Origin of the sequence: Streptomyces sp. enrichment culture (assembly GCF_964273255.1) — a bacterium.
Classification (GTDB): Bacteria; Actinomycetota; Actinomycetes; order Streptomycetales; family Streptomycetaceae; genus Streptomyces.
In genome coordinates this window covers 5,769,348-5,791,609 of record NZ_OZ186835.1, presented here as the reverse complement: position 1 = coordinate 5,791,609, position 22,262 = coordinate 5,769,348, and the positions used below count along the sequence as shown (strand labels likewise).

Here is a 22,262-nt window from a genome sequence, read left to right as displayed (position 1 = left end):
TGCGTCTGCCACCAGCACGGACGGTGCCGGGCAGGCACCGTCGGTCCCGGACACCGGGGCGCCCGGATCACGATCGGCGGGCATATCGGCGTGGTGTTCAGGAACCCGTGGCTCCTGCGGGGAGTTCTCAGGTCGGCGGGGTTCCGCCTCCCGGGGCACGCGGTCCCTGGCCCGGAACCCCGTGGTCGACCACAACTGAAGTGCGGATCGGGGGAGTTGACCGGGACGCCGGCGCGGGCGGCCCAGCGGTCGCCGGAAAAAGGATGGAGCCGATTCGCGTGTCGACACGTCTACTCGACGACGTCCGTTCGACGACGCCGAAGTGACCGGATTACAGGTGCAGGTGTGACGGAGGTGCAGGAGGATGGCCGGTTTCCGAAGTCTGGCGAGACAGGTGCGTGATCCGCGGTGCGACCTGGCGCTGCGGCGCTACTCGCTGCGCAAGTGCCTGGAGCGGTTCGCTCCCTACGGGCACAGGGCGACGTGGGACCACTTGTGCTCACGGGCCGGGTTCGACCCCGAGGACCGCTCCGTCGACCCAGCGCGGCTCGTGGCCGCACTGGACGAACTGGAGGAGGCCCGGGCGGTCTGGCTGGCCTACGAGGTCGAGTTCGCCGCGCGGCGCAGGAAGGAGAAGCAGGACGGGCTGCGCAGGCCGGGCAGCGTGGACGACTGGCACCGGCTGACCTGGGGCGGGTTCGGTGTGGCCTGGTGCGACGACCCGCGGGTGCACCCGACGGAGCCGCTGGCGGAGGTGCTGCGGCGGCTGATCGCCGCACTGGAGCGGGAGCCGGGCACGGCCTGCCCGGTCTGCCGGGGAGAGCGCCTGACCTGGCGTTACGACCTGGATCACGAGCCGTCGGCCGGACCGGTCTGCACGGACTGCGGGATCCTGGTGCCGCGCCCGGTGCTCACCCCGGCCGCGCTGGCGGACGCCCGCCGGGCCAGGCTGCTGGTGTCGGCCTGACCGAAGCCGCCCACCGCGTGCGGTGCCACCGTGCGCGACGGACGAGGGACAGGAGCGGGCCCCGCCGACGGGGAGGACGGGTGGCGGCGGGGCGACCCCGGGCGCCAACGGGACAGCCGGACAACCGGACAACCGGGCGACGAGACGACAGGACGACGGAACCCCGGGGTCCCGGGACTCCGGGACCACGAACAGGCACCGATGGGTGCAGGGCACAGGGGCAGGGAGCGCGCCGGGGATGTCGCGCTCCTTTGCCGCACGCCCGCTGGAACGGCCGCCGGCCCGGCGCCCGGCTCCGCCCCGGGCCCCCTTCTCACCGGCTGGCCGCAGGCTCACGAGGACACGGCTCCGGGGCCGCCGCGCCTGCACACCCCGCTTCCGGGTCCCGACGGTCGGGTGTCCTCCGGACGGCCGGCCGTCACGGGGCGGGCGGGACCGGGCGGCCGCGCGGGAGCCGTGGCCGCCGCCCGCGTGGTGGCCGACGTCCGCGACGGCGCCGGGGCCACGGCCGCCGTGGGCACGACGGGGCACGACGGGGCACGACGAGGCAACCGGGCGTTCACGTTCGCGGACGGGCCGGCCCCCGGGCCGGGCGGGGCTTCTCGGCCATCAGACGGGAGCCCGTGAGCCGGTCGCCGAAGACATCGTCCGGGTTGGACAGGACGCAGGTGTCCAGGGACAGGCAGCCGCAGCCGATGCAGTCGGTGAGGTGGTCGCGCAGCCGGTTGAGCTGCTGGATGCGCTCGTCCAGTTCCGCACGCCACGCCTCGGAGAGCCGGGCCCAGTCGTCCCGGGTGGGCGTGCGCTCCTCGGGCAGCCGGGCGAGTGCCTCCCGGATCGTCGCGAGCGGGATACCGACGCGCTGCGCGGCCCGTATGAAGGCCACCCGGCGCAGCGTGTCACGGCTGAACCGGCGCTGGTTGCCCGAGGTGCGGCGGCTGCTGATCAGGCCCTTGGACTCGTAGAAGTGCAGGGCGGAGACGGCCGCACCGCTGCGGGCGGCGAGCTGGCCCACCGTGAGCTCGTGGATCTTCTCTGGAATCTGTGGCACCCCTCGAACCCTACCCAGCACCGGGGCGGCGGGGCCCCGGCAGCGGACCGGGCGGAGACCGGCCGAAGACCGGGGCGGAGGCCGGCCGAAGACCGGAGGCGGATGCGAAGGCGGAGGCCAGTCGATGACCGGCCGAAGACCTGGGGCACAGCCCGGCCGAAGACCGGCCGAGGACCCGTCACCGGCTGCCGCCGGCCGCGGTCTCCGTCGACCGGGACCGGCCGGGGACCCGGTCGGCACACGACGGGCGGGCACGGGTCCCCGCTCCGCACACGCCGCCCCTCCCCCTGCCGGTCCCCCTGCCGCCGGTGACCGCGCAGGCCGGCCCCGCTCCCCCGCCCCGGGCCCCAGGGCCCGCGCCCCAGGGCCCACTCCCCGGGCCCCGCTCCCCCGGCGCCGCTCCCCGGGTGCCGGCCGGCCCGGGCCTCCGGCCTTCCGGGCTCCCGGCGCGTCCCGCCGGGTCCGTTGACAGGGACGGCCAGGCGGACCATGCTAAGCAGTCGCTTAGAGTTGCGCAGCCGGATGCGCGGCGACCTTCCCTGACGCGAGAGGCCGGGACATGGCAGAGCCGAGGATCTTCACGTCCGTCGACGAACTGAAGGCAGCGGTGGGCGAGCAGCTGGGGTACACCGACTGGCTGGAGATCGACCAGAAGCGGATCGACCTGTTCGCCGAGGCCACCGGCGACCACCAGTGGATCCACGTCGACCCGGAGAAGGCGGCCGCCGGCCCGTTCGGCACGACCATCGCGCACGGCTACCTGACGCTCTCCCTGCTGCCGCTGTTCGGGCCGCAACTGCTCACCGTCGAAGGCGTGCGGATGGGCGTCAACTACGGCACCAACAAGGTGCGTTTCCCCGCGCCCGTCCCGGTCGGCTCGCGGGTGCGCGCGACGGCGACGATCGCCGCCGTCGACGAGGTGCCCGGCGGCGTGCAGCTGGCCACGGCGTTCACCGTGGAGCGCGAGGGCGGCGACAAGCCGGTGTGCGTGGCCGAGTCGGTGGCCCGCTACTACCTCTGAGCCTCCGGGGCGCTCCGGGCCCCGACCATGCGCAGGACGAGGTCGGCGTAGAGCGCGCCGACCTCGTCCGGGGTGCTGGGCCCGTCGACCTTGAACCAGCGGGCCACGTCGACGCAGAGGGAGAGCACCGCGAGGGTGGTGCCGTGCACGTCGATGACGTCGAACTCGCCGGTGCGGGCCCCCTCCTCGATGATCGTGCGCACCTCGGCGTCGACCTGCCGGCGCAGTTCCCGGATCTCCGCACGGGCGTCGGGGCCGAGCGAGTCCAGTTCGTACTGCACGACCCGGGCCGTGGTGCGGCCGCCGGCGTGCCAGCGGACGAAGGAGCTGACCGCGCCCGCGAGCCGCTCGGTGGGGCTGCCCTCGGCGCGGGACGCCGACCTCAGGACCTGCAGGACCTTCTCGTGGCCGATCCTGCTGATGCGGTGGAGCAGCTCTTCCTTGGTCTTGTAGTGGATGTAGAGCGCGGCCGGGCTCATGCCGGCGCGGCCCGCGATGTCCCGCGTCGTCGTGGCGTGGTAGCCGCGCTCCGCGAACGCCTCGACCGCGGCGAGCAGCAGTCGCCGGGCTGCGTCGGGCGTGACCTCACCCCACGGCTGCGCGTCGGCGCCGGCCGTCTCCTCCGCCGTACTCATCCCTCACCTCTTCCGCTGGCAGGGGTAACACCATACCGGCACGGGTGAGCGGGCGCTTAGCGGGAGGCGCGGCGGCCCGGAGCGGCAGCGTCACAGCTTCTCGAAGGGGTCGTGCTCCGCGAGCAGCTTCTCCAAACGCGCCTGGTCCACCCGGGAGACGATCTGCCCGGCCTCCTGGCGGTCGCGGATCACCTTGGCGAGGGTGAAGGCGGAGGTGACGAGGTACAGGACGGCGATGCCGAGGAAACCGCGCACCCAGGCGTCGGCCTCCAGGCGGAAGATGCCGTACGCGGTGGCCACCATGGCGATGGCGAAGGAGGCGACGGCCTGTGCGTGGAAGGCGGCCGTGCTCTGCTGCTTGACCGGTGTGTCGCTCATGGGGAAAGGATCGGCGGATGTGTCGGGGCCCACATCCGCCGGGGTACTCAGGTCACGTACTCAGAAGGCGGAGACCCCGGTCAGGTCACGGCCGATCAGCAGCTTCTGGATCTGACTGGTGCCCTCGTAGAGCGTCATCACCCGCGCGTCGCGCAGGAGTTTGCCCGCCGGGTACTCGTCGATGAAGCCGTATCCGCCGAACACCTGCAGGGCGTTGTTGGCGGCCCGGACGGCCGCCTCGGAGGCGAACAGCTTCGCCTTGGACGACTCCACGGCGAACGGCTGCCCCCGGTCGACGAGGTCGGCGACCCGCCAGGTCAGCAGCCGGGCCGCGTCCACGTCGACGGCGATGTCGCTGAGCAGTTCCTGGACCAGCTGGTGGTGGGCGATGGTTCTGCCGAACTGCTCCCGCTCCCCCGCGTAGGCGACGGCGGCCTCCAGCGCGGCACGGGCGATGCCGACGCAGCCCGCGGCCACCGACATCCGCCCCTTGGCCAGGGCGGACATGGCGACGGAGAAGCCCTTGCCCTCCGGGCCCAGCATCGCCGACGCCGGGACGCGCACGTCCTGGAACACCAGCTCGGCCGTGGCCTGTCCGCGCAGGCCCAGTTTGCCGTGGAGGGGACGGCGGGTGAGGCCGGGCGTGTCGGCCGGCACCAGGAACGCGCTCACGCCCCGGTGGCCGGGGGCGTCGGTGGAGCGGGCGAAGACCAGCACGACGTCCGCCCAGGTGCCGTTGGTGATGAAGGTCTTGGTGCCGTTGACGACGTAGTCGTCGCCCTGCCGCACGGCGCGGGTGGTGAGGCTGCCGGCGTCGGAGCCGGTGCCCGGCTCGGTGAGCCCGAAGCAGCCGACCAGCTCCCCGGAGGTGAGCCCCGGCAGCCAGGCCCGCTTCTGCTCCTCGCCGCCCCAGGCGGCGATCGTCTTGGCCACCAGTCCCAGGGAGACGGAGACGATGCCCCGCACCGAGGAGTCGCCCCGGCCCAGTTCCTCGGTGACCAGGCAGTACGCGAGGTGGTCGCCGCCGGAGCCGCCGTACTCCTCGTCGACGGTGAGCCCGAGGAACCCCAGGTCGCCCAGCTTCTTGACGATGCCGCGGTCGACCTCCTCGGCGCGGTCCCAGGCGGTGGCGTACGGGACGACCTCGCGGTCCACGAAGTCCCGGGCCAGCCTGCGGACGGCGCTCTGCTCCTCGCTGAGCTCCAGGTTCATGCGGGTCACCACCACCAGATTTAATTACCACTGCTAGTTTTAGGTCGCAGCCCTACTATGTGCGCCATGGCCCGACCGCGCAAGCCCCTGCTGAGTACCGACCGGATCGTCGCCACCGCCCGCGCGCTGGTGGACGCGGAGGGCCTGGCGGCCGTCTCCACCCGCCGTCTCGCCGCGGAACTGGGGGTCAGCGGACCCTCGCTCTACAACCACTTCCGCACCAAGGACGACATCCTCGAAGCGGTCGCCGACTCGGTCAGTGCACAAGTCGACCTGTCGATGTTCGAGGACGGCCGCGACTGGCGCACCGCGCTGCACGACTGGGCCGTCTCCTACCGCTCCGCCCTGCGCGACCACCCCAACATCGTGCCGGTGCTGGCCCACGGCCCGGGCCGCCGTCCCGCGGCCCTCAGGCTGGCGGACGCGGTCTACGGGGCGATGGTCGCGGCCGGCTGGCCGCCCGCGCAGGCCACCTCGATCGGCGCCCTGATGCGGTACTTCGTCATGGGCTCCGTCCTCGGCTCCTTCGCCGGCGGTTTCGTCGACGACGCCAGCGCCTACGACCCCGCCGACTACCCGCACCTGGGCCAGGCCCACCTGCTCGCCGAGAAGCAGGAGAAGATCGACGAGCGCGCCTTCGAGACGGGACTGCGGGCGCTCCTCGACGGGCTGGCCGTGCAGTACGAGCAGCTGCGCGACACCCCCTGACACCTGCCCGGCGGGCCTCCCGCGCCCTCGGCGCACACTTCGGCCGGGACCGAACGGTCCGTGGCCCATGCTGGAGCACATGACCCACAGGGACCCTGCCGCGCCGGGGCTCGCCCGGCTCACGGCGCTGATCGCGGACGAGACGCGGGCGGCCTGCCTGCTGGCGCTGCTCGACGGGCGGGCGTGGACCGCGGGCGAGCTGGCCCGGACGTGCGGGGTCGCCGCGTCCACGCTGAGCGAGCACCTCGGCAAGCTGGTCGCGGGCGGCCTGCTGGCCGAGGAGCGGCAGGGCCGGCACCGTTACGTCCGGCTCGCCGACGAGCGGGTGGCCCACCTGGTGGAGGACCTGGCCGCGCGGGTCGCCCCCGAGGCCGCCGCCCGCCCGCGCACCCTGCGGGAGCACGGTGCCGGTCAGGCGTCCGCCCGGGGCCGCACCTGCTACGACCACCTCGCCGGGCGGCTCGGGATCACCGTCACCGACGCCCTGACGGAGCGCGGACTGCTGCGGCAGGACACCGGGTTCGCGCTCACGGACGCGGGCCTGCGCTGGTTCGACCGGGCCGGCATCGCCCTCGACCGCGGCGGGAGACGGCCGCTGGCCCGCGCCTGCCTGGACCGGACGGAGCGGCGCCCCCATCTCGCCGGGACGGCCGGCGCCGCGCTGTGCGGGCACGCCCTGACGGTGGGGTGGTGCCTGCGGATCGGGTCCGGGCGGGCGGTGCGGGTGACGGAGGCGGGCGAACGGGCCCTGTCCGACCTGCTGGGCATCGACCCCGCCGCCCTGCGCTGATCCTCCCGGGACCCGCCTCACCCCACTCCGGGCGCCGCCCAACCGGCCCTCGTGGCAGCGGAGTTCGAAGGCCACCTGGCCGGCCGCCCGGTTCTCGTCCCGCCCGGTTCTCGTCCCGCCCCGTTCCAGGTCTCCGTCCGCTTCGGGGCTCCGTCCCTCCATGTCGCCGTCCGACCCGTGTCGCTGTCCGGCCGGGTCCCCGTCCGAAATCCGCGAGCGCGTCCGCGCCGCGTCCGACCAGCATGGGAGCATGATGAACCAGCTCGTCCCCCGCCCCGCGCGCCGCGGCGAACTGCTCGCCGCGGGCGCCGCGACCGTCACCGTCGTGCTCTGGGCCTCCGCCTTCGTGTCGATCCGCAGCGCCGGAAGCGCGTACTCGCCGGGCGCCCTCGCGCTGGGGCGGCTGCTGGCGGGTGCGCTGACGCTGGGGGTGATCTGCCTCTGGCGGCGCGAGGGCCCGCCACCGCGGGCGGCGTGGCGCGGGATCGCGCTGTCGGGGCTGCTCTGGTTCGGCTTCTACATGGTGGCCCTCAACTGGGGCGAACAGCAGGTCGACGCGGGCACGGCGGCCCTGGTGGTGAACGTCGGCCCGATTCTCATCGCCCTGCTCGGCGCACGCCTGCTGGGCGACGGGATGCCGCCGCGCCTGCTCGCGGGCATGGCCGTGTCCTTCGCGGGCGCGGTGACCGTGGGCCTGTCGATGTCCGGGGAGGGCGGGTCGTCCCTGCTGGGCGTGGTGCTGTGCCTGCTGGCCGCGGTGGCCTACGCGGGCGGGGTCGTCGCGCAGAAGCCCGCCCTGGGGGCGGCGAGCCCGCTGCAGGTGACGACGTACGGGTGCCTGGTGGGGGCGGTGGCGTGCCTGCCGTTCGCCGGGCAGCTGGTGAGCGAGGCCGCCCGGGCGCCCGCGTCCGCCACGCTGAACATGGTGTACCTCGGCGTCTTCCCCACCGCGCTCGCCTTCACCACCTGGGCGTACGCGCTGGCCCGGACGACCGCCGGGCGGATGGGGGCGACCACGTACGCGGTCCCCGCCCTGGTCGTGCTGATGTCGTGGCTGGCCCTCGGCGAGGTGCCCGGTGTCATCACGCTGGCCGGCGGCGTCCTGTGCCTGGCGGGTGTGGCGGTGTCCCGTTCGGGTTCCGGCGGGCCCTCCCGGAGGGCAGCGGGGAGGACCGTCCGGAAGCGGGGCCGTGCTCCCGGTCCGCGAGCCGGCGAGGCACAGGACCGGGCACCGGACCGGGCACCGGACCGCGCCTGAGCCCGGCGCCGTCCCGGCCGCCGCGTTCCGGGGCACGGCACGGCCCCGGAACGCCCGCGGCCCGCCGACGCCAGCGGGCGTCGGCGGTAAGCCGGCGCCGGCGGGCCCGGACGCCGGAGCCTCACCGGGCCCGCCGGCGCCGGGACGGTGAACGCCCGTGTGTCCGGCGTCAGAAGACGACGAGGGTGCGGGCCCCCTTGCCCGCAATCATGGTGTCGAAGGCGGCGGGGACGCCGTCCAGGGGGATCCGTTCGGTCACCAGGGCGTCCAGGTCCAGGCGGCCCGCGCGGATGTGCTCGGCGAGCACCGGCAGGTCCCGGGCGGGGTCGGCATTGCCGTAGACGCAGCCCGAGAGGGTGCGGCCCCAGTGGAAGATCTCCAGGGCGTTGAAGGTGACCTGCTGGTCCTTGCCGCCGATCCCGACGACCGTGGTGCGGCCGCCGCGCCGGGTGGAGTCCCAGGCGGTGCGGATCGTGGTGGCGCGGCCGACGCACTCGACGGCCACGTCCACCCCCTGTTTCCCGGTGAGGGCACGGATCTCCCGGGCGGTGGTGTCCGAGGCGACGAGGTAGTGGGTCGCCCCGGCCGACCGGGCCAGTGGCTCCTTGTCCGGCGAGACGTCGACCGCGACGATCGTCGACGCGCCGGCGATGCGGGCGGACTGCAGGGCCGCGAGGCCCACTCCCCCGGCGCCGAACACGGCGACCGTCTCGCCGGGGGCGACCCGGGCGGAGTGGTGGACGGCGCCGTAGCCGGTGAGGACCGCACAGCCGAGCAGGGCCGCGTCGGTGAGCGGGACTCCGTCCGGGGCGGGCAGCACGCAGGACTGCGGCACCACGGTCTCCTCCGCGAAGGCGGCGACGTTCAGGCCGGGGTGCAGGCCGGTGCCGTCGTCGGCCCGGTGGGCGTGCACCCGCGCGGCGCCGTCGAGGGCGTCGGCGCACAGCCAGACCTCCCCGCGTCCGCAGGCGGGGCAGGCGCCGCAGGAGGGCGCCCAGTTGAGGACGACGGCGTCGCCCGGCGCCACGGCGGTGACGTCCTCGCCGACGGCGACGACCGTGCCGGCGCCCTCGTGACCGAGGACGGCCGGCACCGGCAGGCGCATGGTGCCGTTGGTGAGGGACAGGTCGGAGTGGCAGACCCCGGCGGCGGCGAGGCGCACCCGCACCTGGCCGGGACCGGGCTCGGGCAGGTCGATCCCGGTGATCTCCAGGGGCGCGGAGACGGCGGGCAGGACAGCGGCACGTACGGCCATGGCGGTGACGACTCCCTTAGAACTGGAGGGACTTGGTCTGGAGGTACTCGGTCAGGCCGTGCACGCCGAGTTCGCGGCCGACGCCCGACTGCTTGTAACCGCCGAAGGGAGCCAGCGGGTTGAAGCGGCCCCCGTTGATGTCCACCTGTCCGGTCTCCAGGCGGCGGGCGAACGCGACCGCCTGCTCCTCGTCCCCGGCCCAGACGGCCCCGGCCAGTCCGTAGACGGTGCCGTTGGCGATGCGCAGGGCGTCCTCCTCGTCCTCGTAGCGCAGGACGCACAGGACGGGGCCGAAGATCTCCTCCTGGGCGACGGTCATCGAGGGGGTGACGTCGGCGAGGACCGTCGGGCTGACGAAGCAGCCCTTGTCGTGCGGAGTCTCCGGCCCGCCGGCGACCAGGCGGGCGCCCTCGGCGACGCCCTTCTCGATGTAGCCGCGCACCCGGTCGCGCTGCCGGGCGTTGACGAGGGGGCCGATGCGGTCGCCGTACTTGGCGGCGGCCTCCGCGGCCAGGGCGACGGCCTCGTCGTACTGGTCCCGGTGGACCAGCATGCGCGTCCACGCGCTGCACGTCTGGCCGGAGTTGGACATCACGTTGGCGACGCCGACGTTGACCGCGCGGGCCAGGTCGGCGCCGGGCAGGATCACGTTGGCGGACTTCCCGCCCAGTTCCAGGGCGACCTTCTTGACCCCACCCGCCGCGATCGCGCCGATCCGGCGGCCGACGGCGGTGGAGCCGGTGAAGGAGACCAGGTCCACCCCGGGGTGCTCGGCGAGCGCCTGGCCGGCCACCGGACCGAGGCCGGTGACCAGGTTGAACACGCCCGCCGGGATCCCGGCCTCGTGCACCGCCTCCGCGAACAGCCGGGCCACCAGCGGGGTGTCCTCGGCGGGCTTCACGACGACCGTGCAGCCGGCGGCGAGGGCGGGCGCGGCCTTGGCGACGATCTGGTGCAGCGGGTAGTTCCAGGGGGTGATGGCGCCGACCACGCCCACCGGCTCGTGGAACACCGTCGAGTTGCCGATCCGCTCCTCGAAGGCGTACGTCGCGGCCAGTTCGGCGTAGGAACCGGCGACGGCGACGGGGACCCCGGCGTGGACCGTCCGCGACAGCTTCAGGGGAGCGCCCAGTTCGGCCGTGACGGTCTCGGCGATCTCCTCCCGTCGGGCGTCGAGGGCGTCCCGCAGGGCGGCGAGGCGGGCGGCGCGCCCGGCGGGCGGGGTCGCGGCCCACGCGGCGAGGGCGGCGCGGGCCGCCCGGACGGCGGCGTCGACGTCCTCGACGGTGCCCGCCGGCACGGTGGCGATCACCTGCTCGTCGGCCGGGTTCACGACCTCGATCACCTCCGGGCCGGCGGCCGGGCGCCAGGCGCCGTCGATGTACATGCCGTCGTAAGACTTCATCGCGCTTCCTCCGGGAGGGGCGTCGTCCTGTCGTCTGCCGCCACATAAACTAGCGGTGGTAATTTACGGGCGCCAGGGGAAACCGCGGGACGGTGCCTGAGAGGGGCGTCACTCCTCCAGGCCGGGCAGCCGCGCCGGGTTCGGACAGATGCGCTCGCCGTGCTGGTCGAAGACGAACAGGCGGGCGAGGTCGACCAGCAGTGGCACCTGCATGCCGTGCCGGAGCCGCACGTCCGGGGTGGTGCGCACGATGAGGTCGCCGGGCTGCCGCGGGTCGGCACCGGCGGGCGCGGCGGACTCCGGCGCCCGGCCGCCGGGCTCCAGGGTGGCGACCGCACCCGGACGCAGGGCCCCGGCCCGCTCCCGCAGGCGGTCCAGGACCGTGCCCTCGCGGCGGCGCCGCCGGTCGGTGCGGCCGGGGTGGGGGCGCGGCGCCTCCAGGTCGGGGACGACGGCGGGGCGCGACCCGGTGTCGAAGTGCACCAGCACCTCGTGCCCCTGGAACTCCAGGTGCTCGACCAGCCCGGTGAGCACCACCTCGCCCGGACGGGCGGCGTCCGCCCGGGCGATGCGGACGGCCTCGGACCGCAGGCCGACGATCACCTCCCGGCCCTGCTGCACCCGCAGCAACTGGTGGTCCAGCGACAGGGGTTCGGGCAGCCGCAGGAACTGCTTGCCGAGGCTGATGGTCATGGCCCCGTCGAGCGGCGCCCGGACCATGCCGCGCAGCAGGTTGATGCGCGGGGTGCCGATGAACGCGGCGACGAAGACGTTGGCGGGCAGCCCGTACACCGTGCGGGGACTGCCGACCTGCTGGAGGAGTCCGCCGCGCAGCACGGCGACCCGGTCGCCCAGCGACATCGCCTCCGCCTGGTCGTGGGTGACGTACACCGTGGTGACGCCGAGGTCGCGGGTGAGCCGGGAGATCTCGGCGCGCAGGTGGTTGCGGAGTTTGGCGTCGAGGTTGGACAGCGGCTCGTCCATCAGGAACGCGGAGGGGTGCCGCGCGATCGCCCGGCCCATGGCCACGCGCTGCCGTTCGCCGCCGGAGAGCTGCGCGGGGAACCGGTCGAGCAGGTCCTCGATGCCCAGCAGGCGGGCGGTGGCGTCGACCCGCGGGGACGGATCGGTGCCGGGCGCCTCGATGCGCAGCGGGAAGCCGATGTTGTCGCGGCTGCTCATGCTGGGGTAGAGGGCGAAGTTCTGGAACACCATCGCCATGTCCCGGTCGGCGGGCGGCAGGTCGTTGGCGTACTCGCCGTCGAGGAACAGGTTCCCCTCGTCGATCGCCTCCAGGCCGGCGATCATCCGCAGCACGGTGGACTTGCCGCAGCCGGAAGGGCCGAGCAGGACGAGGAACTCGCCGGGTGTGATGTCCACCGTCAGCCGGTCCACCACTCGTGGGCCCTTGGCGTAGGACTTGCTCACGTCGTGCAGGGAGATGGCGCGTGTCATGAGGGTGCCCCCATGGGGTTCGGCAGGGCGCGGGTGCTCCGCGGTCGAACGCACCGCCCGGGCCGTCCGGGCCGCCCGGGTCCTCCGGGCCGGTCGGGCCGGTCGGGTCCTCCGGGCCGGTCGGGCCGGTCGGGCCGTGCGGTGCGTATGAGTCACGGAAGCTAACGGATCGTGCACGGCCGGGGGAAGGGACCGGACACGCCGCGTTGCCCGGATCCCAGCCCGTGAGATACGGGACGACCGGATTCCGGTCGGCGGACAGGGGCGTTCTCGTGCGGGGCGCGCGTTCCGGCGGAGCGGTCCGGGCCGTGCCGAGGAGGTGGTCCGGGCCGTACCGAGGGGGCGGCGCACGGCCGTACGGCGGGGCCGCCCTCCGGGTGGAAGGCCGTTCGGTGCCGCGCCGCCACTCGGTGACGGATCGGTTCCCGGTGGCGGACCGGCCGGCGCCTCCCCGCTGCGGACCGGCTCCAGGTGGCGGACGGCTCCGGATGTGGACCGGCTCCCGCTGGCGGGCCGGCTCCCGGTTGTGGAGCGGTGCTTCGGCGGGCAGGGCCTCACGTGCGGCGAGCGTCGTCCCGGTGGGGCGAGCCGTAGGCCCGTTCCTGCCGGGGCACGGCTCCGGACCCCTCGCGGGACCCGGGGTCCGCGGCGGGGCGGGGCGAAGCAGCCGGGCCGGGGGCGCCCGGGGCGCGCAGGGCGACGCCCGAGGACAGCAGGAGCAACGCTCCCAGCATCACGAACGGCGCCGCCACGCCGGCGACCCCGGCGACCAGGCCCGCGGCGGCCGGGGCGGCGACCTGTCCCAGCCGGTTGCCGGTCAGGCGCAGGGCGAGAGCGGTCGAGCGGGCCCCGTCCGGGGCGGCCTGCACGACCGTCGTCATGGACAGGGGCTGGCCCACGCCCAGGCAGAAACCGAGCACCGCGAGCAGCACCGCGAGCGCCCCCACCGGCAGCGGCAGCGCGATGCCGGCGCACAACAGGGCCGCGACGAGACACGTCACCGTCAGCAGCGCGGTCCGGCCGAGCAGGCGCAGCAGCGGGGTGAGGACCAGACGGCAGGCGATGGTGGCCGCCGCCCGCAGGCTGAGCAGCAGGCCGACGACGGCCGGGGCGATCCCGCGCTGCTCGCCGACAACCGGCAGGTAGGCGGTGAGGATGTCGGTCGCGGACAGCACGGCGAGGCTGATCAGCATGCCGGCGGGGACGCCCCGGGCCCGCAGGATCCGCCCCACGGGGACGCGCTCGTCCGCTCCGGTGCGCGGCGCCCCGGCGCCGGGCCGCTCGATGCGCCACAGCGAGGTGAACGCGACCGCCGCCCCGGCACCCGCGGCGAGCAGCGCGAGGGCGCTGGTGCGGGCCATGTCGGCGCCGCCGATCAGCGCGCCCGCCGCGATCGGGCCGACGAGCTGGCCGAGGGAGGCGCCGATGGTGAAGTGGCCGAAGTTGCGGTCCTGTTCGTGCGGCGCCGACTGGCGGGCGACCAGCGACTGGGCGCCGATGACGAAGCACAGGTGCCCGAGCCCCATCACCCCGCTCCACAGGGCCATCGCCCCCAACGACCCGGCGACGCCGCTCAGCGCGCAGCCTCCCGAGATGAGCACCACCCCGGCCGGCAGCAGCGGCGCGCACCGGCCGTGGTCGGTGCGCCGGCCGAGCGGGACGGCGGCGAACAGCGGCAGCAGCGCGTACACCCCGGCGATCACGCCGACCGCCCGTTCGTCGGCACCGAGGGCGAGCGCCCGGTAGGAGACGGCGGGCCGGGCCATCGACACGGCCCCCTGCGCGAAGCTGAAGGCGATGACGAGGCGCAGCAGCCAGCCGCGGTTCCCGCCGGGCGTCATGGTCGGATCCTCCTGGGCGGATCGGAGCGGATGGGATCGGAGGGAATCGGAGCGGATCGGAGGGGATCGGAGGGGTCGGTACGGTCCAGTCGAGCGGATCGGCCGGTCCGGTCGGCCGGTCGGGTCGGCCGATCCGGTCGGCCGGGTCGGTCGGCCGATCCGGTCGGCCGATCCGGTCGGCCGGGCCCCGCCGGGGGCCGTCAGACGATGCCGAAGAGGAGTCCCGCGCCGAGGATCAGCAGGGACGTCAGCGCTGCCCACTTCACCACGAACCGCGTGTGGTCGCCGAATTCGACCTTCGCCATGCCGACCAGCACGTAGACGGCGGGCACCAGCGGGCTGGACATGTGCAGGGGCTGGCCGACGAGGGACGCGCGGGCCATCTCCAGCGGGGTGACGCCGTGTGCGGCGCCCGCCTCGGCGAGGACGGGCAGCACGCCGAAGTAGAAGCCGTCGTTGGACATGAAGTAGGTCAGCGGGAGGCTCAGCACGCCGGTGACCAGGGCCATGTGCGGGCCCATCGCCTCGGGGACGACGCCGACCAGCCACTCGGCCATGCTGTCGACCATGCCGGTGCCCTGGAGCACGCCGGTGAAGACGGCGGCGGCGAACACCATCCCGGAGACGTTGAGGACGTTGTCGGCGTGGGCGGCGATCCGGGCTTTCTGGTCGGGCAGGTGCGGGAAGTTGACGGAGAGCGCGAGCGCCGCGCCGAGCAGGAACAGCACCGGGATCGGCAGCCACTCCATGATCATGGCGGTCAGCAGGCCGACCGTGAGCAGGGCGTTGAACCAGTACAGCCGGGGACGCAGGGTGGGGCGGGCGGGGTCGAGTCCCTGGAAGTCGTCGTCCTCCCCGGTCCGTTCCCCGGTCCGTTCCCCGTGCTGCTCTCCGGGCCGTGCGCCAGGGCGGTCCTCGCGCCGCTCCCCGGCGTCCGGGCCGGCCCCGGCCCCGCCGGCGGGCGGCGCGCTCCGGTCCGGCCGGGAGGCGTCGGCGGCTGTGGCACCGGCAGCGGCACCGGCACCGGCACCGGCGTGGCCGTCGGCACCGACGCCGGTCAGTACCGTCTCGTCCGCCTGCGCCGCCTTCTCCTCCCCCGCGGCCTCCGCGTCGAGCGTCAGCAGGCCCAGGCGGCGGCGCTCGCGCAGTCCGAGGACGTAGGCCAGCACGACGACCCCCAGCAGGCCGACCAGCAGCGCCGGGATCATCGGCACGAAGACGTCGCTCGCGTCCAGCTTCAGCGCGGTGGCGGCGCGGGCGGTCGGGCCGCCCCAGGGAAGCGTGTTCATCACGCCGTTGGCCATCGCGGCGACACCGGTCATCACGACCAGGCTCATCTTCAGCCGCTTGTACAGCGGGTACATCGCCGAGACAGTGATCATGAAGGTGGTGGACCCGTCGCCGTCGAGGGAGACGATCGCGGCCAGCAGCGCGGTGCCGACGACGATCCGCATCGGGTCGGCCCGGCAGAAGCGGAGGATGCCGCGGACGATCGGGTCGAACAGACCGACGTCGATCATCACCCCGAAGTAGACGATCGCGAACATCAGCATCGCCGCCGTGGGGGCGAGTGCGACGACGCCGTCGATGACGTAGTCGCCCAGGTGGGCGGCCTTGCCGACGAACACGCAGAACAGCGCGGGGATCAGCACGAGCGCCGCGATCGGCGACATCTTCTTCATCATGATCAGGACCAGGAAGGTCGCGATCATGGCGAAGCCGAGAATGGTCAGCATGAGTGGACACCTAACGTTCGCCCTTGAACTCCCACCAGGGCCGGCGGTGCGACGAGACGTTAGGCGGTGCGAGAAAGCGTGAGCAAGATGTCGGGACGCGAGCAATAAGCGCAAAACTCCAGGTCAGGGCTTTGCTCAGGTCGCGGCCCCCTCAGGTCGGGGCCTCGCTCACAGCGGGGCCCGCTCGCGTCGGGGCTCCGCTCACCTCGGGGCTCCGCTCACCTCGGGGCTCCGCTCAGGTCACGGCCGTGCGCCGGCCGGGCGGTGACCTCCACGGGGACGCCGTTGAGGACGGCGTTGCCCGACAACGGGTCGAGCAGACTGCCGTCCAGGAGCTGGTTGACGTTGACGCCGGGGTCCGTGGCGGCGTGGCGCAGACGGGTGCCGGGGCGGTCGTGGCCCCAGCCGTGCGGCAGGCTCACCACGCCCCGGCGCACGTCGGTGGTGACCTCGGCGGGTGCGGTCACCTCGCCCCCGGCCCCCTTCACGCGCACCGGCTCGCCGTCCCGGACCCCGAGGCGCCCGGCGTCGTCCGGGTGGATGTGCAGGGTGCAGCGGTTGGTGCCGCCGGTGAGGGCGGGCACGTTGTGCATCCAGCTGTTGTTGGAGCGCAGGTGCCGCCGTCCGACGAGGACGAGTCCGGCGGGGCGTTCGGCGAGGGCCGCGCGCAGCCGGGGCAGGTCGTCGGCGATCGGTCCCGGCAGCAGTTCGACCTTGCCGCTCACGGTCTTGAGGGGCTGCGGCAGCCGGGGCCGCAGCGGTCCGAGGTCGATGCCGTGCGGGTGGGCCAGCAGCCGCTCCAGGGTGAGGCCGTCCGGCCGGGCGCCGAAACCGTCGCCGTAGGGGCCGAGGCGCAGCATCAGGTCGAGCCGCCGTTCGGGGCCGTCGTCGCCGGTGAGCCGGGCGGCCAGCTCCTTCGGATCGCGGCCGTGCACCGGGGAGTTCGGGTCCCGCACCGCCTTGCCGAGCGTCTGGTCGACGACCAGCGCGTCCACGGCGGCCGGGTCGGTGCCGTGCATCCCGGTCGCCGCGAGGATCAGCCGGGCCATGATCTCCGTCTCGGCCATGCGGCCGGGTTCGAGCGGGACGGCGGGGCGGGTGTAGCGGACCTGGTTGCGCACGGCGAGGGTGTTGAAGGCGAAGTCGTGGTGGGGGCTCTGCGCGGGCGGGGGCGGGGGCAGGACGACGTCGGCGTGGCGGGAGGTCTCGTTGAGGTACGGGTCGACGCTGACCATGAAGTCCAGTGAGCCGAGCGCCTCGTCGAGCCGGTTGCCGTCGGGCGCGGACAGGACGGGGTTGGCGGCCACGGCGATCACGGCGCGGACGGGGGTGCCCGCGTCGGCCGGGGTGTCGATCTCCTCGGCGAGGGCGGCCAGGGGCAGTTCGCCCTTGGCCTCGGGGTGGCGGCTCACCCGGGAGTGCCACCGGCCGAGGGCGAAGCCGCGGCCGGGGCCGGCGGGGCGCGGGGTCCGGTCGGTGGCGGCCTGGGGGAACAGGGCGCCACCGGGCCGGTCGAGGTTGCCGGTGAGGGTGTTGAGCACGTCGACGAGCCAGCTGGCGAGGGTGCCGTGCGGGACGGTGCAGCTGCCGATGCGGGCGTAGACGGCGGCGGTGGGGGCGGCGGCGAGTTCCCGGGCCAGGGCGCGGACGGTGTCCGCCTCGACGTCGCAGGCCGGGGCGACCGCCTCGGGCGTGAACGCGGCCAGCGCCGCGGCGAGTTCGTCCACTCCCTGGACGTGCGGGGCGAGTCCGCCGAGGTCGGTCAGGTCCTCGCTCAGCAGGACGGTCACCATGGCGGCGAGCAGCAGCGCGTCGGTCCCGGGCCGGACGGCCACGTGCCGGTCGGCGAGACGGGCGGTACGGGTGCGGCGCGGGTCGACCACCGTGAGCGTTCCGCCGCGGGCCCGCAGCGCCCTGAGACGGCCGGGGAAGTCGGGGGCGGTGCACAGACTCCCGTTGGACTCCAGCGGGTTGGCGCCGATCAGCAGCAGGTGGTCGGTGCGGTCGAGGTCGGGCACCGGGATCGCGTTGGCGTCTCCGAAGAGCAGGCCGCTGGAGACGTGCTTGGGCATCTGGTCGACGGTGGAGGCGGTGAACAGGCTGCGGGTGCCGAGCCCGGCGAGGAGCAGCGGCGGGTAGAGGGCGCCGGCCATGGTGTGCACGTTGGGATTGCCGAGGACCACCCCGACGGCGTGCGGTCCGTACCGCTCCACGACGGGCCGGAGGCCGGCGGCGACGGCGTCGAACGCCTCGTCCCAGCCGGCCTCGCGCAGGACGCCGTCGACCCGGACGAGCGGGGCCCGCAGCCGGTCGGGGTCGGCGTCGAGGGCCGGGAAGGCGGCGCCCTTGGGGCAGATGAACCCCTTGCTGAAGACGTCGTCCCGGTCCCCGCGGGCGCCGGTGACGCGGCTGCCGTCGATGGTGAGCGTCAGGCCGCAGGTGGCCTCGCACAGAGGGCAGATGCGCAGGGCGGTGCGGGACACGGGGCCTCCCGGGTACGGCGGCGGTGACGCTCGGACGGATCGAGCATACCGACCGGTACGCATGTGAGGGAGGGAATGAACAGGACGGACCGGAAGCCGTCCGGAGCAGGACCGGAAAACCCGCCGTGCTCACGCCCCGGACCGGGCGGCGCACAAGGGGAACGCGCGCACGGCCCGGACCGAGGCGCACCCGGCCGGAACCCGGACGCGCCCACGGCTGCCCGTGTCCTACGGCTGCTCCGCCCCCGGTGCGGGCCGGTCCAGGACGCCCGCCAGGTAGGCCCGCAGCATCTCCCGCAGTTCCTCGATGACCTTCGCGTCGCCGTCGGGCGCCATCCGGAAGGCCAGGTGGATCACGGAGTCGGCGGTCTCGACGGCGACCAGGAAGGTGCGGCGCAGGTCCTCGTCGGGTGTGCGGCCGAGGTACCCGGAGAGCAGGTCGGTGAGGCGGTCGGCGACCCGCAGGTTGGGTTCGGCGCGGGGGGAGCCGACCGGGATCTGGTTGCCGAAGTCGACGAGGGAGAAGCCGGGTGCGGTGCGCTTCATGTGCAGGTACTCGCCGATCACCGCGTCCAGGGCGTAGCGCCAGCCCCGGTCGCCGGTGCCCCGCAGCCGGTCGGCGATCCGGTCCGTGAACCGTTCGAGGTTGCGGTGCGCCAGGGCGTCGGCCATCTGGCGCTTGTTGCCGAAGAAGCGGTACACCGAGCCGATGGGCACCCCGGCGCGCTCGGCGACGGCCCGGGTGCTCAGGTCGTCGTAGCCGGCCTCGTCGAGGAGTTCGGCGCAGGCGTCGAGGATGCGGGTCAGCCGTTCGGCGCTGCGCCGCTGTACGGGCGCACGGCGGAGCGTTCTCGGATGGGGCACGCCCTCATGATGCCTCGTCCGCACGTTCGAGTGAACCTCGCCCTCCGCCTCCTGCCGCCCTCCCGCTCCCCCGGCACCCGGCCCGCCGCCTTCGCCCCCGTACCGCGCGGGAGCGGGAGGCCGGGACCGCGTCACCGCCCGGAGCCACCGGGCCGGCCGGCTCCGGGCCCGCTGGTCCCGGCCACGGCCCCGGCACCTGTCCCGGTCCCCGTCGCCGTCGCCGGGGGTTCCGTGTCCGGCTGGGACACCGTGACGTCGGCGGTGCTCTCCACCGGCTCGCCGTTCACGGCCCACACCGAGCCGTCGTCGGCGTACAGCCGGGCGGTGACCCGGTGCGTGCCGCGGGGGACGGAGTCCGGGGACAGCCGGTGGCCGGGGGTGCGCAGCCGCGCGACGAGGCGGTCGTCGACGTACAGGTGGGCCAGACCGCGTCCGGGGACGGCGGGCCCGGTGGCGCCGCGCGGGGAGAAGCGGAAGCCGCGCACCCGCAGGCGGACGGCCCAGCCGCCGCCGGCGTCCGGCGTCACCTCGACGCCCACCCGCGGCGCCGACTCCGCGTCCACCTCGCGATAGGGCCGCCCCTCGGGATCCCGCGTCTCCAGCAGCCGGCCGGCCGACGGGGGCGTTCCGTCCTGCCCCCGGGCGTCCGGGGAGGCGCAGCCGGCGGATCCGGCCGCCAGGGCCAGCCCGACGGCGAGCGCGGTGATCAGGGTCCGCGTCGACGACATGCCGGGGAGCGTAGGACAGGGGTGCGACCGCGCGAATCCCCCTGGAGTCTGGTCCGTCCGCCCGGTGTCCTCCGCCGAGAGGAGGACACCGGGCCCGGACGGTACCGGCAGGAGCCGCATCGGGTGGAGCACTTCAGCCGGCCGGCGCCCCGGAGGCATCCCACGAGGGGGCCCGCGACGACACGCCCCGGATTCGCACGGCCCTCTTGCGCACGGGAAATCGCAATCCTACGGTGTTGCATAGGAATCGGACGCAAGGGAGCACCGGACATGACCGATGGGGGCACCGCCCGCGTGGGCACGGACCTGCGCGGGGGCGCGCGCAAGGCCGTGGAAGGACTGGAACACCTGACCGGCTTCGGCAACCAGCACAGCTCCGAGGCGGTCCCCGGCGCCCTCCCCGAGGGCCGGAACTCGCCGCAGCGCGCACCGCTCGGGCTGTACGCGGAGCAGTTGAGCGGTTCCGCCTTCACCGAGCCGCGGGCCGTCAACCGCCGCTCCTGGCTGTACCGCATCCGCCCCTCGGCGGCCCACCCGGCGTTCACCCGCACGGGCAACGGCACGCTCCGCACGGCGCCCTTCAACCAGACGGTGCCGGACCCCAACCGGCTGCGCTGGGACCCGCTCCCGGAGCCCGCCGAGGGCACGGACTTCCTGGCGGGCCTGTGGACGCTGGGCGGCAACGGGGATGCCACGCAGCGCACGGGCATGGCCGTGCACCTCTACCACGCCACCGCCTCGATGGAGCGGGTGTTCAGCAACGCCGACGGCGAGCTGCTCGTCGTCCCGGAGCTCGGCGGGCTGCTGCTGCGCACCGAGTTCGGGCTGCTGCACGTGGAGCCGGGCCACATCGCGGTCGTCCCGCGGGGGGTGCGCTTCCGGGTGGAGCTGCTGGACGACACCGCCCGCGGCTACGTGTGCGAGAACTACGGCGCCCCCTTCGAGCTCCCCGAGCTCGGCCCGATCGGCGCCAACGGCCTCGCCAACCCGCGGGACTTCCGGGTGCCGGTCGCCGCGTACGAGGACGTGGAGGGGCCGGTGGAGGTGGTGAACAAGTTCTGCGGCAACCTGTGGTCGGCGACCTACGGCCACTCCCCGCTCGATGTCGTCGCCTGGCACGGGAACCATGTGCCGTACGCCTATGACCTGCGTCGCTTCAATGTGATGGGCACCATCTCCTACGACCACCCGGACCCGTCCATCTTCACGGTGCTGACCTCGCCGAGCGACACCCCCGGGCTGGCCGGGGTGGACTTCGTGGTGTTCGCGCCGCGCTGGCTGGTGGGCGAGGACACCTTCCGGCCGCCGTACTTCCACCGGAACGTGATGAGCGAGTACATGGGCCTGATCGAGGGCGCCTACGACGCGAAGGCGGAGGGCTTCGTGCCGGGCGGCGGCTCGCTGCACAACATGATGTCGGCGCACGGACCGGACCACGAGACCTTCGAGCGGGCGAGCGCGGCCGAGCTGCGGCCGCAGAAGATCGACGACGGGCTGGCCTTCATGTTCGAGACCCGCTGGCCGCTGTCGCTCACTCCGCACGCGGCGCGCGCGGAACACCTCCAGGAGGGGTACGACGACGTGTGGCACTCCTTCGAACGGCACTTCCGCGTCCAGTGAGCCGGGCAGCCGCGTACGGCGGAACGCCCGCGTCCGCCGTACGCGGATTGCACTGAGCGTTCCCGACCGATACGGATGACCCGTGACTTCCTTCGCTCCGGATTCGATCGTCCTGAATCGCAAGTTGCCGCTCTGGTACCAGGTGTCGCAGTCGCTGCGCGCCTCGATCCTCGGCCGCTCGCCCCAGGACCCGCTGCGCCTGCCCACCGAGGAACAACTGGCCGGGCACTACGGCGTGAGCGTGCTGACCATGCGCCAGGCGCTGAAGGAGCTGGAGGACGAGGGGCTCATCAGCCGGCACCGCCGGCGCGGCACGTTCATCGAGCCCGGCGCCACCCGGGGCACTCCGGTGCGGCTGCTGGGCTCGGTGGACGCCATCGTGGCCCAGCAGTCCGGGATGACCACCGAGCTGCTGGAGCACGGGCCCGCCCCGGTGCCGGCCGAACTCGCCGAGCACTTCCCGGACCTGACCGAGGCCGCGGCCTACCACCGGCTGCGCAGCGACGAGAAGACCGGGGAGCCCACCAACCACGCCCGCAACTGGGTCCGTCCCGAGCTGGCCGCCCGCATCGACCCCGAGGACCTGGTGCGCTGGCCGATGACGAAGGTGCTGCGGGACGTCGTGGGCGCCGAGATCAGCCGCATCACCGACACCGTGGAGGCGCGGCTCGCCGATCCCGAGACGGCCCGGCTGCTCCGGGTCCCGCTGCTCAGCCCGATCCTGCACTACACGGGCGTCACCCACGGCGCCGACGGGCGGCCCCTGGACGTGGCCGTCATCCACTACCGGGGGGACCGCTTCTCCTTCACGGTGACCCTCGACGCCCACTGATCCGGGCCCCCGCCCAGGCCGTA

At 74.4% G+C, this 22,262-nt stretch carries 19 protein-coding genes; 7 read left to right on the top strand and 12 right to left on the bottom strand.

Translation table 11 applies throughout. From position 1 onward, the window contains the following. Window positions 1-364: 364 nt before the first annotated feature. Complete coding sequence (locus tag ACSU53_RS25205; RefSeq protein ID WP_437031259.1) at window positions 365-967, top strand: hypothetical protein; 603 nt, start codon at window positions 365-367, stop codon at window positions 965-967. 559 nt (window positions 968-1,526) lie between these two features. Here the strand turns inward: ACSU53_RS25205 and soxR are convergent. Next, window positions 1,527-2,018, bottom strand: coding sequence for a redox-sensitive transcriptional activator SoxR (gene soxR, locus ACSU53_RS25200; protein WP_437031257.1), 492 nt, complete (start codon window positions 2,016-2,018; stop codon window positions 1,527-1,529). A gap of 559 nt (window positions 2,019-2,577) precedes the next feature. Here soxR and ACSU53_RS25195 point away from each other — a divergent pair. Continuing rightward, window positions 2,578-3,039, top strand: a complete 462-nt coding sequence (locus tag ACSU53_RS25195; protein WP_437031255.1) for a MaoC family dehydratase — start codon at window positions 2,578-2,580, stop codon at window positions 3,037-3,039. Here ACSU53_RS25195 and ACSU53_RS25190 read toward each other — a convergent pair. The 3 genes from ACSU53_RS25190 to ACSU53_RS25180 form a co-directional block, all read right to left on the bottom strand. Further along, the gene (locus ACSU53_RS25190; protein WP_437031253.1) at window positions 3,030-3,674 is read right to left on the bottom strand and encodes a TetR/AcrR family transcriptional regulator; all 645 of its coding nucleotides are present in this window, start codon (window positions 3,672-3,674) and stop codon (window positions 3,030-3,032) included. The two genes, ACSU53_RS25195 and ACSU53_RS25190, sit on opposite strands and share 10 nt — an antisense overlap. 90 nt (window positions 3,675-3,764) lie before the next feature. After that, window positions 3,765-4,052: a YiaA/YiaB family inner membrane protein gene (locus ACSU53_RS25185; RefSeq protein ID WP_437031252.1), complete on the bottom strand. Its 288-nt coding sequence runs from the start codon at window positions 4,050-4,052 to the stop codon at window positions 3,765-3,767. 60 nt (window positions 4,053-4,112) lie between these two features. Beyond that, the gene (locus ACSU53_RS25180; protein WP_437033395.1) at window positions 4,113-5,264 is read right to left on the bottom strand and encodes an acyl-CoA dehydrogenase family protein; all 1,152 of its coding nucleotides are present in this window, start codon (window positions 5,262-5,264) and stop codon (window positions 4,113-4,115) included. A gap of 57 nt (window positions 5,265-5,321) precedes the next feature. On the opposite strand from ACSU53_RS25180, the gene ACSU53_RS25175 reads away from it, so the two are divergent. From ACSU53_RS25175 to ACSU53_RS25165, 3 genes are all read left to right on the top strand, one after another. Beyond that, a complete protein-coding gene (locus ACSU53_RS25175; protein ID WP_437031250.1) occupies window positions 5,322-5,972 on the top strand; it encodes a TetR/AcrR family transcriptional regulator in 651 nt (216 codons plus the stop codon). A 79-nt stretch (window positions 5,973-6,051) separates the two neighbouring features. Next, complete coding sequence (locus ACSU53_RS25170; protein WP_437031249.1) at window positions 6,052-6,762, top strand: ArsR/SmtB family transcription factor; 711 nt, start codon at window positions 6,052-6,054, stop codon at window positions 6,760-6,762. Between the two features lie 250 nt (window positions 6,763-7,012). Beyond that, on the top strand, window positions 7,013-8,020 hold the full coding sequence (locus ACSU53_RS25165) for a DMT family transporter (protein WP_437031247.1): 1,008 nt from the start codon (window positions 7,013-7,015) through the stop codon (window positions 8,018-8,020). A gap of 169 nt (window positions 8,021-8,189) precedes the next feature. Here the strand turns inward: ACSU53_RS25165 and ACSU53_RS25160 are convergent, their stop codons facing one another. From ACSU53_RS25160 to ACSU53_RS25125, 8 genes are all read right to left on the bottom strand, one after another. Next, window positions 8,190-9,275 carry a Zn-dependent alcohol dehydrogenase gene (locus ACSU53_RS25160; protein WP_437031245.1) on the bottom strand — a complete coding sequence of 362 codons (1,086 nt, stop codon included), beginning with the start codon at window positions 9,273-9,275 and terminating at the stop codon, window positions 8,190-8,192. A 16-nt stretch (window positions 9,276-9,291) separates the two neighbouring features. After that, the gene (locus tag ACSU53_RS25155; protein WP_437031244.1) at window positions 9,292-10,680 is read right to left on the bottom strand and encodes an aldehyde dehydrogenase family protein; all 1,389 of its coding nucleotides are present in this window, start codon (window positions 10,678-10,680) and stop codon (window positions 9,292-9,294) included. Between the two features lie 108 nt (window positions 10,681-10,788). Next, window positions 10,789-12,135: an ABC transporter ATP-binding protein gene (locus tag ACSU53_RS25150; RefSeq protein ID WP_437031242.1), complete on the bottom strand. Its 1,347-nt coding sequence runs from the start codon at window positions 12,133-12,135 to the stop codon at window positions 10,789-10,791. A gap of 554 nt (window positions 12,136-12,689) precedes the next feature. After that, window positions 12,690-13,976, bottom strand: a complete 1,287-nt coding sequence (locus tag ACSU53_RS25145; RefSeq protein ID WP_437031241.1) for an MFS transporter — start codon at window positions 13,974-13,976, stop codon at window positions 12,690-12,692. Window positions 13,977-14,176: 200 nt separating this feature from the next. Beyond that, window positions 14,177-15,712 carry a CitMHS family transporter gene (locus ACSU53_RS25140; RefSeq protein ID WP_437031239.1) on the bottom strand — a complete coding sequence of 512 codons (1,536 nt, stop codon included), beginning with the start codon at window positions 15,710-15,712 and terminating at the stop codon, window positions 14,177-14,179. 218 nt (window positions 15,713-15,930) lie between these two features. Then, the gene (locus ACSU53_RS25135) at window positions 15,931-18,195 is read right to left on the bottom strand and encodes a molybdopterin oxidoreductase family protein (RefSeq protein WP_437031237.1); all 2,265 of its coding nucleotides are present in this window, start codon (window positions 18,193-18,195) and stop codon (window positions 15,931-15,933) included. Window positions 18,196-18,423: 228 nt separating this feature from the next. Next, window positions 18,424-19,059, bottom strand: coding sequence for a TetR family transcriptional regulator (locus tag ACSU53_RS25130; protein ID WP_437031236.1), 636 nt, complete (start codon window positions 19,057-19,059; stop codon window positions 18,424-18,426). A 131-nt stretch (window positions 19,060-19,190) separates the two neighbouring features. Beyond that, window positions 19,191-19,787, bottom strand: a complete 597-nt coding sequence (locus ACSU53_RS25125) for a hypothetical protein (RefSeq protein ID WP_437031235.1) — start codon at window positions 19,785-19,787, stop codon at window positions 19,191-19,193. A 270-nt stretch (window positions 19,788-20,057) separates the two neighbouring features. Between ACSU53_RS25125 and hmgA the strand changes: the two genes are divergently transcribed. Next, window positions 20,058-21,407 carry a homogentisate 1,2-dioxygenase gene (hmgA, locus tag ACSU53_RS25120; RefSeq protein WP_362092794.1) on the top strand — a complete coding sequence of 450 codons (1,350 nt, stop codon included), beginning with the start codon at window positions 20,058-20,060 and terminating at the stop codon, window positions 21,405-21,407. Window positions 21,408-21,489: 82 nt separating this feature from the next. After that, window positions 21,490-22,239 (top strand): GntR family transcriptional regulator, encoded by a 750-nt coding sequence (locus tag ACSU53_RS25115; protein ID WP_437031234.1) that lies wholly within the window; start codon window positions 21,490-21,492, stop codon window positions 22,237-22,239. Window positions 22,240-22,262: the final 23 nt, after the last annotated feature.